Annotated in this window: 14 protein-coding genes; 2 read left to right on the forward strand and 12 right to left on the reverse strand. The window is 45.3% G+C overall.

Annotation, left to right across the window (positions count from 1 at the left end; all coding sequences use genetic code 11):
• Position 1 precedes the first annotated feature (1 nt).
• The 7 genes from SPB21_RS01735 to SPB21_RS01765 form a co-directional block, all read right to left on the reverse strand.
• On the reverse strand, positions 2–346 hold the full coding sequence (locus tag SPB21_RS01735) for a helix-turn-helix domain-containing protein (protein ID WP_006519441.1): 345 nt from the start codon (positions 344–346) through the stop codon (positions 2–4).
• Positions 346–633, reverse strand: a complete 288-nt coding sequence (locus SPB21_RS01740; RefSeq protein WP_006519440.1) for a hypothetical protein — start codon at positions 631–633, stop codon at positions 346–348. The genes SPB21_RS01735 and SPB21_RS01740 overlap by 1 nt, the downstream gene beginning before the upstream one ends.
• 286 nt (positions 634–919) lie before the next feature.
• Positions 920–1,309 (reverse strand): holo-ACP synthase, encoded by a 390-nt coding sequence (acpS, locus tag SPB21_RS01745; RefSeq protein WP_499865197.1) that lies wholly within the window; start codon positions 1,307–1,309, stop codon positions 920–922.
• Positions 1,310–1,488: 179 nt separating this feature from the next.
• Positions 1,489–1,953 carry a hypothetical protein gene (locus SPB21_RS01750; protein ID WP_499865198.1) on the reverse strand — a complete coding sequence of 155 codons (465 nt, stop codon included), beginning with the start codon at positions 1,951–1,953 and terminating at the stop codon, positions 1,489–1,491.
• Positions 1,946–2,533 (reverse strand): GNAT family N-acetyltransferase, encoded by a 588-nt coding sequence (locus SPB21_RS01755; protein ID WP_499865199.1) that lies wholly within the window; start codon positions 2,531–2,533, stop codon positions 1,946–1,948. Before SPB21_RS01755 ends, SPB21_RS01750 begins: the two co-directional genes overlap by 8 nt.
• 156 nt (positions 2,534–2,689) lie before the next feature.
• Positions 2,690–3,418, reverse strand: a complete 729-nt coding sequence (locus SPB21_RS01760) for a hypothetical protein (protein ID WP_499865200.1) — start codon at positions 3,416–3,418, stop codon at positions 2,690–2,692.
• A gap of 9 nt (positions 3,419–3,427) precedes the next feature.
• Entirely contained in the window at positions 3,428–3,841 is a 414-nt protein-coding gene (locus SPB21_RS01765) for a hypothetical protein (protein WP_499865202.1), read from the reverse strand.
• Between the two features lie 216 nt (positions 3,842–4,057).
• Between SPB21_RS01765 and SPB21_RS01770 the strand changes: the two genes are divergently transcribed.
• Both SPB21_RS01770 and SPB21_RS01775 read left to right on the forward strand, forming a co-directional pair.
• Positions 4,058–4,990: a hypothetical protein gene (locus SPB21_RS01770; protein ID WP_499865204.1), complete on the forward strand. Its 933-nt coding sequence runs from the start codon at positions 4,058–4,060 to the stop codon at positions 4,988–4,990.
• Positions 4,991–5,106: 116 nt separating this feature from the next.
• Complete coding sequence (locus SPB21_RS01775) at positions 5,107–5,463, forward strand: hypothetical protein (protein WP_499865205.1); 357 nt, start codon at positions 5,107–5,109, stop codon at positions 5,461–5,463.
• 282 nt (positions 5,464–5,745) lie between these two features.
• Here the strand turns inward: SPB21_RS01775 and SPB21_RS01780 are convergent, their stop codons facing one another.
• The 5 genes from SPB21_RS01780 to SPB21_RS01800 form a co-directional block, all read right to left on the reverse strand.
• The gene (locus SPB21_RS01780; protein ID WP_499865206.1) at positions 5,746–7,170 is read right to left on the reverse strand and encodes a ferredoxin:protochlorophyllide reductase (ATP-dependent) subunit N; all 1,425 of its coding nucleotides are present in this window, start codon (positions 7,168–7,170) and stop codon (positions 5,746–5,748) included.
• Between the two features lie 127 nt (positions 7,171–7,297).
• Positions 7,298–7,654 carry a DUF5331 domain-containing protein gene (locus SPB21_RS01785; RefSeq protein WP_163703670.1) on the reverse strand — a complete coding sequence of 119 codons (357 nt, stop codon included), beginning with the start codon at positions 7,652–7,654 and terminating at the stop codon, positions 7,298–7,300.
• A 127-nt stretch (positions 7,655–7,781) separates the two neighbouring features.
• A complete protein-coding gene (gene bchL, locus SPB21_RS01790; RefSeq protein ID WP_499865208.1) occupies positions 7,782–8,645 on the reverse strand; it encodes a ferredoxin:protochlorophyllide reductase (ATP-dependent) iron-sulfur ATP-binding protein in 864 nt (287 codons plus the stop codon).
• 599 nt (positions 8,646–9,244) lie between these two features.
• On the reverse strand, positions 9,245–10,279 hold the full coding sequence (locus tag SPB21_RS01795; RefSeq protein ID WP_499865210.1) for a hypothetical protein: 1,035 nt from the start codon (positions 10,277–10,279) through the stop codon (positions 9,245–9,247).
• A gap of 269 nt (positions 10,280–10,548) precedes the next feature.
• A complete protein-coding gene (locus tag SPB21_RS01800) occupies positions 10,549–13,125 on the reverse strand; it encodes a CHAT domain-containing protein (RefSeq protein ID WP_499865212.1) in 2,577 nt (858 codons plus the stop codon).
• Positions 13,126–13,233 lie beyond the last annotated feature (108 nt).

Below are 13,233 nucleotides of genomic sequence, written 5' to 3' on the forward strand. Positions count from 1 at the left end.
TCTATTGTTTTCCTCCACGCATAGACGCTATAAGCGCTAAAACAAGATCAAGCTCGTCTGGCTTTAGTTTTTTCATTTTTCGCGCGGCAAGTTGTAGCTTACTGTCCTGAGGGTCTATTTGGTCTTCACCTTCACCCAACAACCAAGACATCTCCACTTTGTATAGTTCCGCAAACTTAGTAATTTCCTCAGCAGATACTTTGCGATTACCGGCCTCTGCCTCTGTAATTGAGGGACGATGAAGTCCAAGTAATTTAGCTGCCTGTCCTTGAGACAAGCCTGCCATTTCGCGTGCTTTACGAATTCGTTTAGCAATGATTGCCCTAACATCAGGTGTTTCAGACATCATTTTTCTCCTTTAGTTAAGCCTTCGTAGACTACAGCCGATGCTTCATCAAGCGTGAGAAGTCGCCTCTTGTCTTCAGTGGCAAAGATATTTCTGTCAACTGGAATTTCTATGTCTAATGCAGTTGAGAGCATACTCATGGCCTCAATACAAATCTGGCTATCAAAGTTTGAAAGCTCTTTCACTGGGCATGTAACTCCTGAAACTTTAGACTCATCCTGACCACTAAATCTTTGAATGTCTTTCACAACATTTATAAGGGCAGACTTCACTGTTTTAAGATCCATAGCCTAACATTAGTATAGTATATTTGTACCAATATTGGTAAGAAAATCTTACGCCCCTTGCCAAAAGGATTTTCACCTCCTTGTTGGTAAGAAAATCAATCTGTATTCGGTAATAAAATCTTACCGATTTCAAAAGGAAATGTCAACTCACGATCAGTTTTGCAAAACCTTACTATTACCCACTGTAGATACTGGCTAACCGAACAACAGAGTTATGACCGCATGCAATTCATTCATTGCTTAAGTCATTCAAACTCTTGATTTTAGAAACTTACTCCTGTGACATCTAATCAGAACTAATAGCGATTGCACTGGCCACCGCATATGATTCCTCATGGCTTATACTCAAAAGCCAGTTCGTAATACTAAGCTGATTAGCTACCTGAGCGGCTTTTGCGTGCAAGTTAACACTAGGACATCCCGTTGCTAATCTCTGAATCTCTACATCTGTCCAAGTAATGCCTTGACTCCATCCGGTGCCAAGAGCTTTTAGTACTGCTTCTTTAGCAGCAAAGCGTCCTGCAAGACAAGAAACTCGATTTACACCTGCTTCGCCAGCAATCTGGCGCTCTAAGACGGTAAAGCAGTTGAGTTCAAACTGACTCTGCTGTCTGGCTAATGTTGCCTTGAACCTGGCGATTTCTACAATATCTATGCCGTGACCAATAATCTGCACTACAAATTTCTCCAGGTTCTACTCAATTTAATGTTTTGTAGAACAGGCGCTTTGGGTAATTCTAAAGTCTGTAAAAACAAAAAATCAAGTAATGTTTGCTGGGAAGCTTGCCTTAAGATGTTGCTTACTTAGTAAACCAAGTAAACTCAAAAGTCTTTACCTTGAGTGGCCAGCGCTCATTAAGCCACCATTAAATCCAGGACCTGATGCTGAACCTCTGCAGCTGCAGCTTTGGCAATTGCCTGCCAATCTTCTGACAACAATGTTTCCTTAAAGATCACCTTTAGTTGGGTAAGTCGTTCTGTCGTTAACTCAACCCTGGGACCAAGGGCTTCTCCTTCAACCAACTTTAAGAGACGGTTTTGGATATCGGTTGATGGCTGGCTAAGTCGTTTCATGATCAGCGGTTTAGCACAATCCAAAGCCGCATCATAACCTGCCCCCAAATTACAGTCTTTGAGCACAGCCGCTAGTCCCCTTAGTACCAGCGACTTAAGCTGAGCATAGTGGGAGTAGGTAGCAAGCTGAGGCCAGGTTTTCATCCAACCAACCTGTCCTACACCAGCTAGCATAGGCGCTGTAACTTCGGCTTCCGCATCCAAAATGTCAGCCATAGACTGGGATATAGGGTTAAGGTTACTCATCACGGCTCTCCTGCTCTTGAGTCTGGCCCATGTATTCAAAATAGGGTATATCCTCGTCAGCATCCACAATTTCTTGTGGATCTAGCTCTAAACGCATCATGCCAAGCCTTTCATAAAATTGAACAGCCCCAGGCAAGGAATGTAACCCAACAAGTCCGTTATAACCCAGTGCCCGGCTTTTTTGCCGTGCAAATTCTATTAGCTCTCGCCCAACGCCATTAATGTGGGGTGGACGTTGAATATAAACGCGGTTCCAGGGAGCTGACACTACGGTTTCGACATAGACCAATCGCTGACCTGGCGTAAACATAGACCAATGATATTGCGTTTCAAGCAACATCATCCCCTGGGTCATGCCATCGTACTCAACAGCATAACTTTCATAATTCGCCTGTCGATTAGCAAGCTGCTCTTTAAATCGCCAGCTAAGGTCCTGATCCTCTTGAGAAAATTCTTGTAACCGTGGTTGCCAATGCTGCTCATAATCCTCTACATGTTTGTCGCTGAGGTTAACGAGATCAGCACTGATTAATTCCCCACTGTTCCCTAGGCTCAATTCAATTGTTTGTATCAGACTCAAGACCTATTTTTGTTCTAAAAGTGCAACACCGCGTCATTATAGACGGATATCAAACAATAATGCATATGTACTGAATACTCAACAAGCTCCTGATATAAGGTAGGTTTCGCACCGGGTGGGTAATCAATCTGGCGAGGCGATCGCACTTGATTTGTATTATCGATCCAGGGATTGCGATCTCTTACGCCTTCCACCACTATCTCCCGATATCTGCAACGACTGAATCGATTGCACCTGAGCCACAGTACCTTTCGCATACTGATCCAACGCCCCAGCATCCATCCCCTTCACCCCCTGCTGAAACTGAGCATACGGCCCCTGATATAACAAATGAGTCACTGCCTCAGCCGACTCCCCAGCCCTCAGCGCAGCAGCCACCACCTGTTGGTCCAGCTGAATTGCCGCCAGGTCACTACTCACATGCTCCCGATACAAATCAGCGTAGCTCTGAATCTTGCCAGTAACCGCATTTGCGTATTCCGTATACCGCTGCTTCTGAGCCGTATCCACCTGCGTCTTAGCATAATGCAGCAGCTTAGGGAGAGCCGCCTTCTTCTCATCTGGCGATTGCGCCCTCGTCTCACACTGCACATAGGGTCCCTGCGCAACAAACTGAATCACTTGCCGAGGAGAATGCCCCGCCTGTAATGCCACCTGAGCAACCGTACGATCCAGCTGTTGAGCCGTCTGTTGATCTTCAGGGGCCTCACTCGCGTAAGCCTGAAATAACGCCTGATAATTCTCAAAATTTACTCTTAGAGCAGCCTTTGCCAACACCAAATACTGTTCTCTCGCCTGCTGCCCCTTTTCCGTATCAGGCTCCCGAGGCAGTAATGGAGCCTCTTCTGAAGTCGCTTCTTTGTCAGCCTTAGGAGACTTTGCCATGATTACTCCCTACAACACATCTGAAAAGTCGTTGAGTAGATCATCTTGAGCCAACAGAGAAATCTCTCCTGTTGGTACCGCCATTGGGCTAATTGCTGGAAATTCAGACTGGTCAGATTCGCTTGGAGGAGGCTCAATCCCAAACGTTTCTCGCAAATGCTGAATTTGTTCTTCCATGCGAATAATAGACTGACGGGCCAGGTCCTTTAGCTCTGCCTCCGAATGCTTACCAGTATCCTTATAAGCAAAGGGCAACCAGAAAGCCCGAGCCGCAGTAGCAGCCTTTTCTTTGCCCTTGTAAGTACGATGAATCAGCCAGCTATAAGTGACACCATTGAGAGAACTGCGGTCTGGCTCAAAAATAAAGCGCACCCGAGACTTAGTGGGCTTATCTGGATCGTCATTGCTGGGTTTACGAGGCATGGATCAGCATGTTCAGGAAACTATTTGACCAAAGCCTAGCGCTTGCACCTATAAATGCTGATGGATTGCTAAATAAATTAACGTTTAAGTATTACTGAGATACCTATTGCGGACAGAGTGCTGAATTCACTCAAGCAATCACAGCGTTTTAGCCAGCATAACTGAAAGCCTCTAAAATAGTACAAATAAACTAATTAAATTGAGAGGGGCTGCATAATGACCAAGCCAATTCTAACCAGGACAGCCTTGGATGCCTCACGACAGTTTATTGAACAAAAGGGACGGCCATTAGAAATCGCTAGATTCCACTATGCCTTTAACGGAGCATCATCCGACTCAGTAGTTGCTGCACTGAAGGAATTCCAGAATCCAGATGGCGGTTTCGGTCATGGACTAGAACCTGATTTGCGCACAAACGATAGCTCGGCACTTTGCACATCCATAGCCTTTCAAGTACTCCGCTCTATTAACGGCACCTCAGATCATGAGTTAGTCTCAGTTGCGATCTCTTATCTGCTAAAAACACTGGATCAAAAAGAATGGCACTGGCCGATCATTCCTAAATCAGCTCAGCAGAGCCCCCACGCTCCTTGGTGGGACCAATCAGATGATGACGATGAACCGGAGTCATTCTCTCTTAACCCCACCGCTGAGATTCTGGGGTATCTGTATGACTATCAACATCTTGTTCCGGAAACCATTATCTCTCAGGTATCAGAGCGGGTTATGGGTGCCTTATCACCTGCAAATGAGATAGAGATGCATGACCTGTTGTGTTGCCTACGTCTAATGAAGACAAAAACACTACCCAATGAATTCCGTGAACAGATTCATCAAGCATTGGTCCATCAGCTTGATGGAACCATTGAACAAGATCCCGCAAAGTGGGAAGGCTATTGCTTGCGACCATTACAAGTAATCGATGCTCCCGACTCTCCCTTTATGGCTGGAATGGAAGACGCTGTGGCGGCAAATTTAACTTACGAGGTTGCTACTAAAAGTAAAGATGGTGCCTGGTTACCCACATGGTCTTGGGGAGATATGTTCCCAGATGCATGGCAACAGGCCCATCAAGATTGGAGTGGTGTGATCACGATTGAAACACTGCTGGTCTTGAAACGATTTGGATGCATTGAAGGCATTTCATAGCCAACCTAACCATACGATAGAGTCATCCTTGAAATACGGCATGTAGATGGGGCTATGGTCCTCTGCTTTTTTGCCATGGAGATGTCATCATAGCGCCAGTACTATTTGGGCTAAAAGTGAATTGGGACATTCTCAAAAAACGATTCCTACAGGCTGACCAAACAGCTCAGCTGGAAAGTCTTGCGTTGAATTTAACTCGCATTCAGTTTTTTGCTGACAGCGTTACGGGTGAATCAGTGGTTAAACACCTTATTAGGGAAAGTCAGTTTTTTATTGAGTGGATAGTGCCAGGTATTGATTTAGAGACTGGTCTGGACCAAGCTGTTGAGTTAGCTGACCTGCAACGGTTGCTGAGTCGCTGGAAGTTAAATTGCTCGGATTGGTGGGGTGATGAGCAAAAATGTCAGGAGGTGGCACGACTTGCTCAGGAGTGGTGCGATCGTATTCTCAAGCAACACACATTATCGGCTTAACAGTTCAAATTCTCTCTCTAAATGATAGTGGAATCGTTTTAATGTGAATTTTAAGGAAGTCCATCTAAATAAGCTTGAAACCCTTTAATTTCAGCACCTCTGAAGTTGCCTGACGTTCTACCACTGAACTACATCCGCACTGGAGTTGAATAATAACAGTTGAAGTTGTATATAGGCCAACCCTTTAGCCTGACTTAAGCTTTTGTATCGTTTGAGATTTTCTTCTTCACCGGCAATTGTCCTCAAACAGCAGCCGGTGAAATGTATCTTAAAGCTTAGTCGCTAGGCATTTGCTTCTTCTCTCACTAGCTTATTCCAACCTAAATCTTTGAGATTGCTATTGCGGCGTAGGGGCCGAGTCACTAACTCAAGAATGTCGCGAGTGTTGCCAAAGCCGTGAATTTGGGCAAAGGTGAATTCTACTGACCACTTGGTATTGATGCCTCTGGCCTCTAAGGGATTGGCGTGGGCCATCCCTGTAATCACCAGGTCGGGTTCAATTTCTAGAATGCGTTGAATCTGGTTGTAGTTGTCTGGTTTCTCCGTAATCTTGGGCTTGGGTACACCCATTTCCTCGCAGGTACGCTCTAGAAACTGTAGCTCAGCTCCCTGGAAGCGTTTGTCCATGTAGGGAATACCAATCTCCGGTACAGTCATGCCACAGCGGATCAAGAAGCGGGCCATAGCAATCTCCAGGAGATTGTCACCCATGAAGTAAACAGATTTGCCACGGATAAGGCTGACATAATCTTCTACGGATTCCCAAATCTTGGTTTCTCGTTCGGCTAACCCCTTGGGTTCAACGCCTAAGACTGAGCAGATTTTCTCAACCCAGGCACGGGTACCATCAGGACCGATGGGGAAGGGGGCACCGATGACCTTTGCCTTTTTCCGTCGCATTAGAGTAGATGCAGTGCGAGATAAGAAGGGGTTTACGCCAGATGCAAAGTAGCCTTCTTTGATTACGGGCAGATCGGTGTAGCGGTTTTCTGGTAACCAGCCAGATACCTTAATGCCTTGCTTCTTAAGTTCTAAATTAAGCTGGGTGACCACTGGGTTAGGGACCGAACCAAATAGGATCAGGGGGCTGTGGTCGTAATACTCACCTGCAGCAGGGGCTTCGTCCGGAGCGACGGCTTCGTTTTTGCGACCTAGGGATAATAGCTTGCCAAGACCATTGCGTTCTTGCTTTTCTGGTTCGATGGCTTTAGTCGCGGGCTCTGCAGTGGGACAGCGCTGGGCCATGGCAGCGAGTACGGTGTCTTCACCCTGGGTAAAGGCATAGTCAAGGCCATTGGCACGGGCGACGACGATGGGAACGCCGATTTCATCTTCTAGGATGGGGGCAATGCCCTCGAGGTCGGTTTTGATGATTTCGGTGGTGCAGGTGCCGATCCAAACGATTACGCTGGGGTTGCGATCGCGCTTTATTTGCAAACACAACCGCTTCAGTTCTTCATAGTCATTCAACTTGGCAGAAATATCCCCTTCTTCCAACTCAGCCATGGCATAGCGTGGCTCAGCGAAGATCATGACACCCATGGCATTTTGCAAAAAATAACCACAGGTTTTTGTACCAATGACCAAAAAGAAACTATCCTCAATCTTTTGGTAAAGCCACGCAACACAACTAATCGGGCAAAACGTATGGTAGTTGCCCGTATCGCAGTCAAATTCAAGAGAGGGAGTGTTAGCAGGTGTTGTCATCGTGATTATCGTCCTTAGAGCAGTAATAACTCTCGCTAAAGAGGAACGGTGAAAAGGGGGGTAACTGAGTCTCTGTAGCGATGGTTCACCGGGCAATAATCCGATAGGTTGTGACTGAGATGGCGCTTTAGAGTCCTTCCAAACCTTCTAAAAGAGGAGGATCGTCACCAGATGAAGCATCCAGTGTTGGACCATCTTCACCTGTGCCATTTAAGGCCATCTCTGGATCAAAATTAAGACCTAACACTTCGACTAGTGCATCTTCGTCAGAGTTGAGCTTATAGAACGGCACCATCAAATTTGATAGCTTAGGTTCTATGGCATTGATCACCCCTAAAATCAGGAGCGAAGATGGCCGCCGTCCACCGTCAGGCGTTCTAACGGAGACGTTGTTCATCTGTAGCTCTAACCAGGCGCGATTGTCTTGCACATAGTTCAACCACTTGTCGCGGATAGCGGTGGTGAAATTCTCAAAAAAGGCCATATCTTGAGATTTTAAATCAGCGGGCACGCAGCAATTTAGCACCTCAGCGTCAGAATGGCCAGTCTTTTGAGAAACTCAAAGCAAATAAATGACTAGCAACCTATCGGATTAACCCGTGAATGTTGGGCTAAACCATCATTAGATCCATTTCATTTTTCTGAACAGGGGCGTTTTCAGGGGGGTTGAGATAGAAGTCTGACAGCAGTGAGAAGAGCTCACGGTCGGCAGCATCTTTAGGTACCACACCTTCAGGACGAGCAATGAGCTGATCGGCAATGTTCAGATAGTACTGGCACACTGGCTCCAATGATGGATCAGATTCAGCCATTTCAAACATGGTTTTGCCCTTGACCCGTGAAACACGAATATCTTCAATCAGGGGCAAAATTTCTAGCACCGGCATCGGCACCGCTTCGATATACTTGTCAATCAGATCCCGTTTAGATGTACGGTTACCGATGAGCCCAGCCAGCTTCAGCGGGTGAGTGCGGGCTTTTTCCCTGACGGATGCCGCAATGCGATTAGCGGCAAACAGGGCATCAAAGCCATTGTCAGTGACGATCATGCAATAGTCAGAATAATTAAGCGGTGCGGCAAAGCCACCACAGACCACGTCCCCCAAGACGTCAAATAGAATGACATCGTATTCGTCAAAGGCGTTGAGCTCCTTAAGGAGTTTGACGGTTTCGCCGACCACATAGCCGCCACAGCCAGCACCTGCGGGGGGACCGCCCGCTTCTACGCAGCTCACACCCCCATAGCCTTGGTAGATAACATCTTCGGGCCAAATATCTTCGTAGTGATAATCCCGTTCCTGTAGCGTGTCAATAATGGTGGGGATTAAAAAGCCCGTTAGGGTAAAGGTGCTGTCGTGTTTAGGGTCACAACCGATTTGCAGGACCTTTTTGCCGCGTTTAGCAAGTGCGACAGAGATGTTGCAGCTGGTGGTGGATTTGCCAATGCCGCCTTTTCCATAGACCGAGAGTTTCACGCTCGTTGTCTCCTTCTGGTGGGTTGGTCTAAGCGACCATGTCTGTGGGTCATTGTGGGTAATCAGCGGCTGATTGGATAGGGTTCAAGAAAATGGATGACTACCAAAAATGCTTTCTGAATCAGAATTTATTTCAAAATAATCACCCCAGACTTTCTAATCTTAGAAAAAGGATATTTGGGCCACTAATATTATTTTTAGGGTCTAATTAAATAAAATATGGATCAAAAAGCAAATTTTTGAAATGCTTCTATCTCCTTCTCCTAAAAGACTTTTGTCGTTTTATATAGACCTGAATAAATCCATTTCAAAGGGTGTTTCAGGCTAAAAGATGTCTGGTTGTTTGAACCTATTCCGTAGAGTCTTCCCTTGGGAGTGCCCTAAGATTTAGTTTGATAAGACACTTCATTATCCTCAGCTTTTGTAGGGCTGGCACGACGCACAGCCCCTACAGTGGAGATCCATTTTGACTGGGGAATGAATACTGGGTTCAGTTAGACTTACCCATGGCTGATGTGGATCTGGCTAAAGAATATTCGACAGTTATCACTCAGCATAATGTTAAGAATGTTTTATTTGAAAATAAATAAAACAGAATGCTAAGGATTTGTTTCGTCTTTTGAAATGTTCGCAATGTGATTCTGGGGGAACCAGGTCAAGTCTTGGTCAGCGGTTTCAAAATTATTGGCCGTAAATAGTTGGCTGCTGACTGATAGTTCGTTATCCCACTGGGGCTGACTGATCTGTGCTAGAGATTGGTAATTCGCTCTGAATTGGGCAATTGCTTGATTTATTTGGTGGATAATTTCTTGCTCAGACTTAGGGGCTTTGGGGGATTGGATTTGCAGCTGTTTTTCGAAAAAAAGAATACTGGCTAAGGCGTATAGATTTTCTTGGGTATCCAATGTTTTGGAAATTTTGACGTTGCTGTTTCTCAGGGCAGTGCGGATAAATCTGACGCTTGGTGGATGGGACTGATTGTTTGGAAGTTGGGCAATAAAATTGGCGCAGAAAGCTTTTACGCCATCGGTAAGCATTATTTTTTGATGCTGCACCAGCTGAGTCACTAATGCCGTAATTTGTGTTGGAATTTTTGTGCCTAGGGGAGGAATGGGTTGGGATAACTGAGTACCAAACGTTTGCAGGGCAATATATAGGAGGCGTTTTTTCTCAGGCAGGCTCAATTTTGGCTCTGGTTGAGCGTTATTGAGTATCGCGATCGCAGCCTTAGTCAAGTTGACAAAGTCTAATGCCGATAGTTTTGATGAAATCCGCTGTAGATAGGTGCGAATTAAGAAGATGAGCGTTTTTGCTGCATCATCTAAACGAGCTTTTACTTGATGAACAGCGGCTGCAAGAACAGCGTCTCCGTTTGCATCACTGTACTTATCCAAACGCTCTAGCCAGTCTATCTGTCGGTAATTCTGACGGTAATCATGATGCAGTTTGTAAATTGAGATGCCCAATTCCTGGCCCGATTCCTGGCCTGTGATGTCCATCACTATGATTAACGCTGCCAGAATAGCCTGGCATTCCAGGTCGGACCTGGCCTTACCGTAGGTTTGCTCAAAAAGCGCTAACGCTATTAACAGTCTTTGGCTATCAAAATTGGATAAGGTGGCAGGGCTGACCATAACTGTCTGCAGATGTTAAGAAGACCGGACTCTCAGCCCCTGTATGTAGATAATGCAGGAAATCTACTTGGCACCTTTGCAATGTGCCAGGAACTAAAGTTAAAGTATATGCTGATGGCCGTGTTGAACTCTAATTAAGAAATTACACAACAGAAGTAGACCATTATCCCAACGGCAACATTCGTTCCATGGCATGCTCGAAAGCATTGAGGCTAGCCACACCCGATATGGCACTCGAATTGTTGTTGTAAACTAGAAAAAACATAGCCTCAGAGGCCATTACCAATCAAGATGAAGGGTGCCCAATAGTAGGGATGGCTTAGATCTGTCGCATCGATTGGAAGATTCCCATCAATTGAAAGTGTCAGCAGTGCTGCTCGACTGCTGTCGTCAGCCATACTAATTAAGCGACGTTGAGCATGCTGTAGTGCTTCAGCTTTTGACACTCCTCCTCGACTCAGAGCATCATAAAACGCATTCATAAGAATTTGGGTTCCCCCGTCGTCTACTTGCCAGAGAGAGCCCATGGCTGCTTCAGCCCCAGCCCTCTGCATTAAATAGCCAAACCCAAGAATCTCATCTCCAGTAATCGATTCAGAGAGCTCTCCTTGGGCAAGGCTTTCCTCTGCCAAGAGAACATCTCCTACTGCGGTTTCACAAGCACTGAGTACTACTAGTTCTACATTGGGAAAACTCCAACCCTTGACATCAGCTAGAGTAACTAAGTCACCGTTGCCAAATAGAATATAGGAGTTTTCCAGCGAACCAGGGTTGAAAGCTGCATGGGTAGCTAAATGGACGATGCGGTAGTCATCCATTTCAAAAATAATGTCTGGGGTAAACTCTTCATTAAGCCGTTTGACAGTCCCAGGAATAAGGTTAGACAGGGCTTCAACTTCAGGCGCAGCAAACGGCAAACCAGCATGGGAAATCGTGGTATCACCTAGCTGAACAACATGATTTCCTTCGGTAAACGCTGCGGCTAACACATTAACGTTCTCCCTGGAAGGAAGATTGTCGAAATCTGCAAGACTGGCAGCAGTAATATTGTTGACGCGATAATTTTGAATCAGCCAGTTATTGCCATCATGTAACGCTGCCAAGGGTATGTAGCGCAATCGCAAATCAGGAGAATAGATAATGGTATCAGCTTGAGCTTGCTCTAAATCATTTTCAATTGGGCGAATCAGCCAATTGTATAACTGTTGTGCAGGAGTAATAGCGTTGCTGCTTGGGTATTCAAGAGCATAACGTAGTTTACCAATGATGCGGTTCAGTTCTGTTCGTGTTATGGGTACCGTTTTTCTGATCGGGGCGGTATTAGGGGTAACCAACACTAGCTCTAATCGGTCATCCAGAACCAAGGGATAAAGCATAACCACGTTTTGGTTATGGGTGTCCTTGAGGGCTAATAAGTTATCTCGTAGAGCATTTAGCTCTGTTAACTCAACATTAACAGCGCCTACGGTAGTCCGCAGACGATTGACTAGTGTGACAATCTCAGGTTGCTCAAAAAATGCTTGAAAGGAAAGTAAAGCTGTCTGCTCTAACTGGCGTAACTCTATCAGACGATCTCGTTGTTGAGGTGTGCGCTGATCAGGAGAGATTTTAGCTAAACTCGCTCGCTCTTGTCCCAAAGCAATCAGTTTGTCTTGACTGGCTTTGTAACGCTCAATAATAGCCTGTTCATCAGGACGAATGGCAATACCAGATTGTATGCTTGAATCACTTCGTATGCCACGGACATAGTTGTCAAGTTCCTGGACTCTTAGCAAATCCATTACCTGCTGAGCTTCGAGAATACGATCTTGTTGGAGGAGTAAATCAGCTAGATGACGATACTCATCTTCAACTGTAGCTGTAAAAGATGATTGAAGTTCTGGCTCAAGAGCTTGATTGTTTTCTCGAATGGACTCATAGATGTTGATAGCTTGCTTAAAAAAGATAATTGCTAGTTCCGGTTTAATCTGCTTTTCAAACAAATAACCAATATTACTTAAGTTATTGGCTTCACCTGAACGGTTGCCAAGTTCCCTGTTAAGGGCCAGACTTTCTTCATAATTTTGTAATGCTTCTGAATGATTTCCAAGCCGTCGAGAAATATTGCCGATATTACCTAAAGTGACTGCTTCGCCTATGCGATCGCCCACCTCACGAGCGATCGCTAAGCTTTCTTCATAGTATTGAAGTGCCTCTGAGATTTTTCCACTTTGATGGGCAGCAATACCAATATTGGATAGGATTGTCCCAAGATTTGATAATGCATTAACTTCACCTGCACGGTTATTCATCTCACGAGAGATCGTCAAGCTCTCTCGATAATATTGCAATGCTTCGAAATTGTTTCCATGTTGATATGCGATATTGCCAATATTTGCCAAAGTAGTGGCTTCGCCTGTCCGATGACCTAGTTCTCGTTTGAGGCTTAAACTCTCCTCATAGTATCGTAACGCTTCTGAATAATTGCCTAGCTTCTCGTAAACAACGCCAATGTTACCTAGGGTGATGGCTTCATTTAAACGATTACCTAATCTACGGGAGAGCTCTAAACTCTCCTCATGGTACTGAAGGGCTTCGGGATAATTGCCAAGGCGTTGATAAAAGACGCCAATGTACTCCAATACATGAGCTACTTTTATCAGATTATTTGTTCGCTGATAGAGTTCCAGAGCTTTTTGCAGTTTTTCTAGGGCTGATTTCCACTGCTCCGTTTGATAGTATTCGATACTTTCATCGAAAAGTCTATCGGCCTGACGATTCAAATCTGTTTGTGCCCTTACCAACTTTGGCCCGATGGTATCCAATAGCACAATCGACGCTGTGCCAAAGGCTATCGAAAAGACCAATGAGCTTAAAGTAAAGCAACGGGCTAAATACATATTAAGCCGCTAAATTACGCTAATTTACTACATCTTAAGTTACATACAGTTTCTGACAATTTCAGTAGACTTACG

Origin of the sequence: Leptothoe sp. ISB3NOV94-8A, from assembly GCF_043421595.1 — a bacterium.
GTDB lineage: Bacteria > Cyanobacteriota > Cyanobacteriia > Phormidesmidales > Phormidesmidaceae > Leptothoe > Leptothoe turfae.

Coding starts and splice junctions, on each gene's coding strand:
- SPB21_RS01735 (WP_006519441.1), bottom strand. CDS start 346: ATGTCTGAAACACCTGATGTTAGGGCAATCATTGCTAAACGAATTCGT.
- SPB21_RS01740 (WP_006519440.1), bottom strand. CDS start 633: ATGGATCTTAAAACAGTGAAGTCTGCCCTTATAAATGTTGTGAAAGAC.
- SPB21_RS01750 (WP_499865198.1), bottom strand. CDS start 1,953: ATGAGTAACCTTAACCCTATATCCCAGTCTATGGCTGACATTTTGGAT.
- SPB21_RS01760 (WP_499865200.1), bottom strand. CDS start 3,418: ATGGCAAAGTCTCCTAAGGCTGACAAAGAAGCGACTTCAGAAGAGGCT.
- SPB21_RS01765 (WP_499865202.1), bottom strand. CDS start 3,841: ATGCCTCGTAAACCCAGCAATGACGATCCAGATAAGCCCACTAAGTCT.
- SPB21_RS01770 (WP_499865204.1), top strand. CDS start 4,058: ATGACCAAGCCAATTCTAACCAGGACAGCCTTGGATGCCTCACGACAG.
- SPB21_RS01780 (WP_499865206.1), bottom strand. CDS start 7,170: ATGACAACACCTGCTAACACTCCCTCTCTTGAATTTGACTGCGATACG.
- SPB21_RS01785 (WP_163703670.1), bottom strand. CDS start 7,654: ATGGCCTTTTTTGAGAATTTCACCACCGCTATCCGCGACAAGTGGTTG.
- SPB21_RS01795 (WP_499865210.1), bottom strand. CDS start 10,279: ATGGTCAGCCCTGCCACCTTATCCAATTTTGATAGCCAAAGACTGTTA.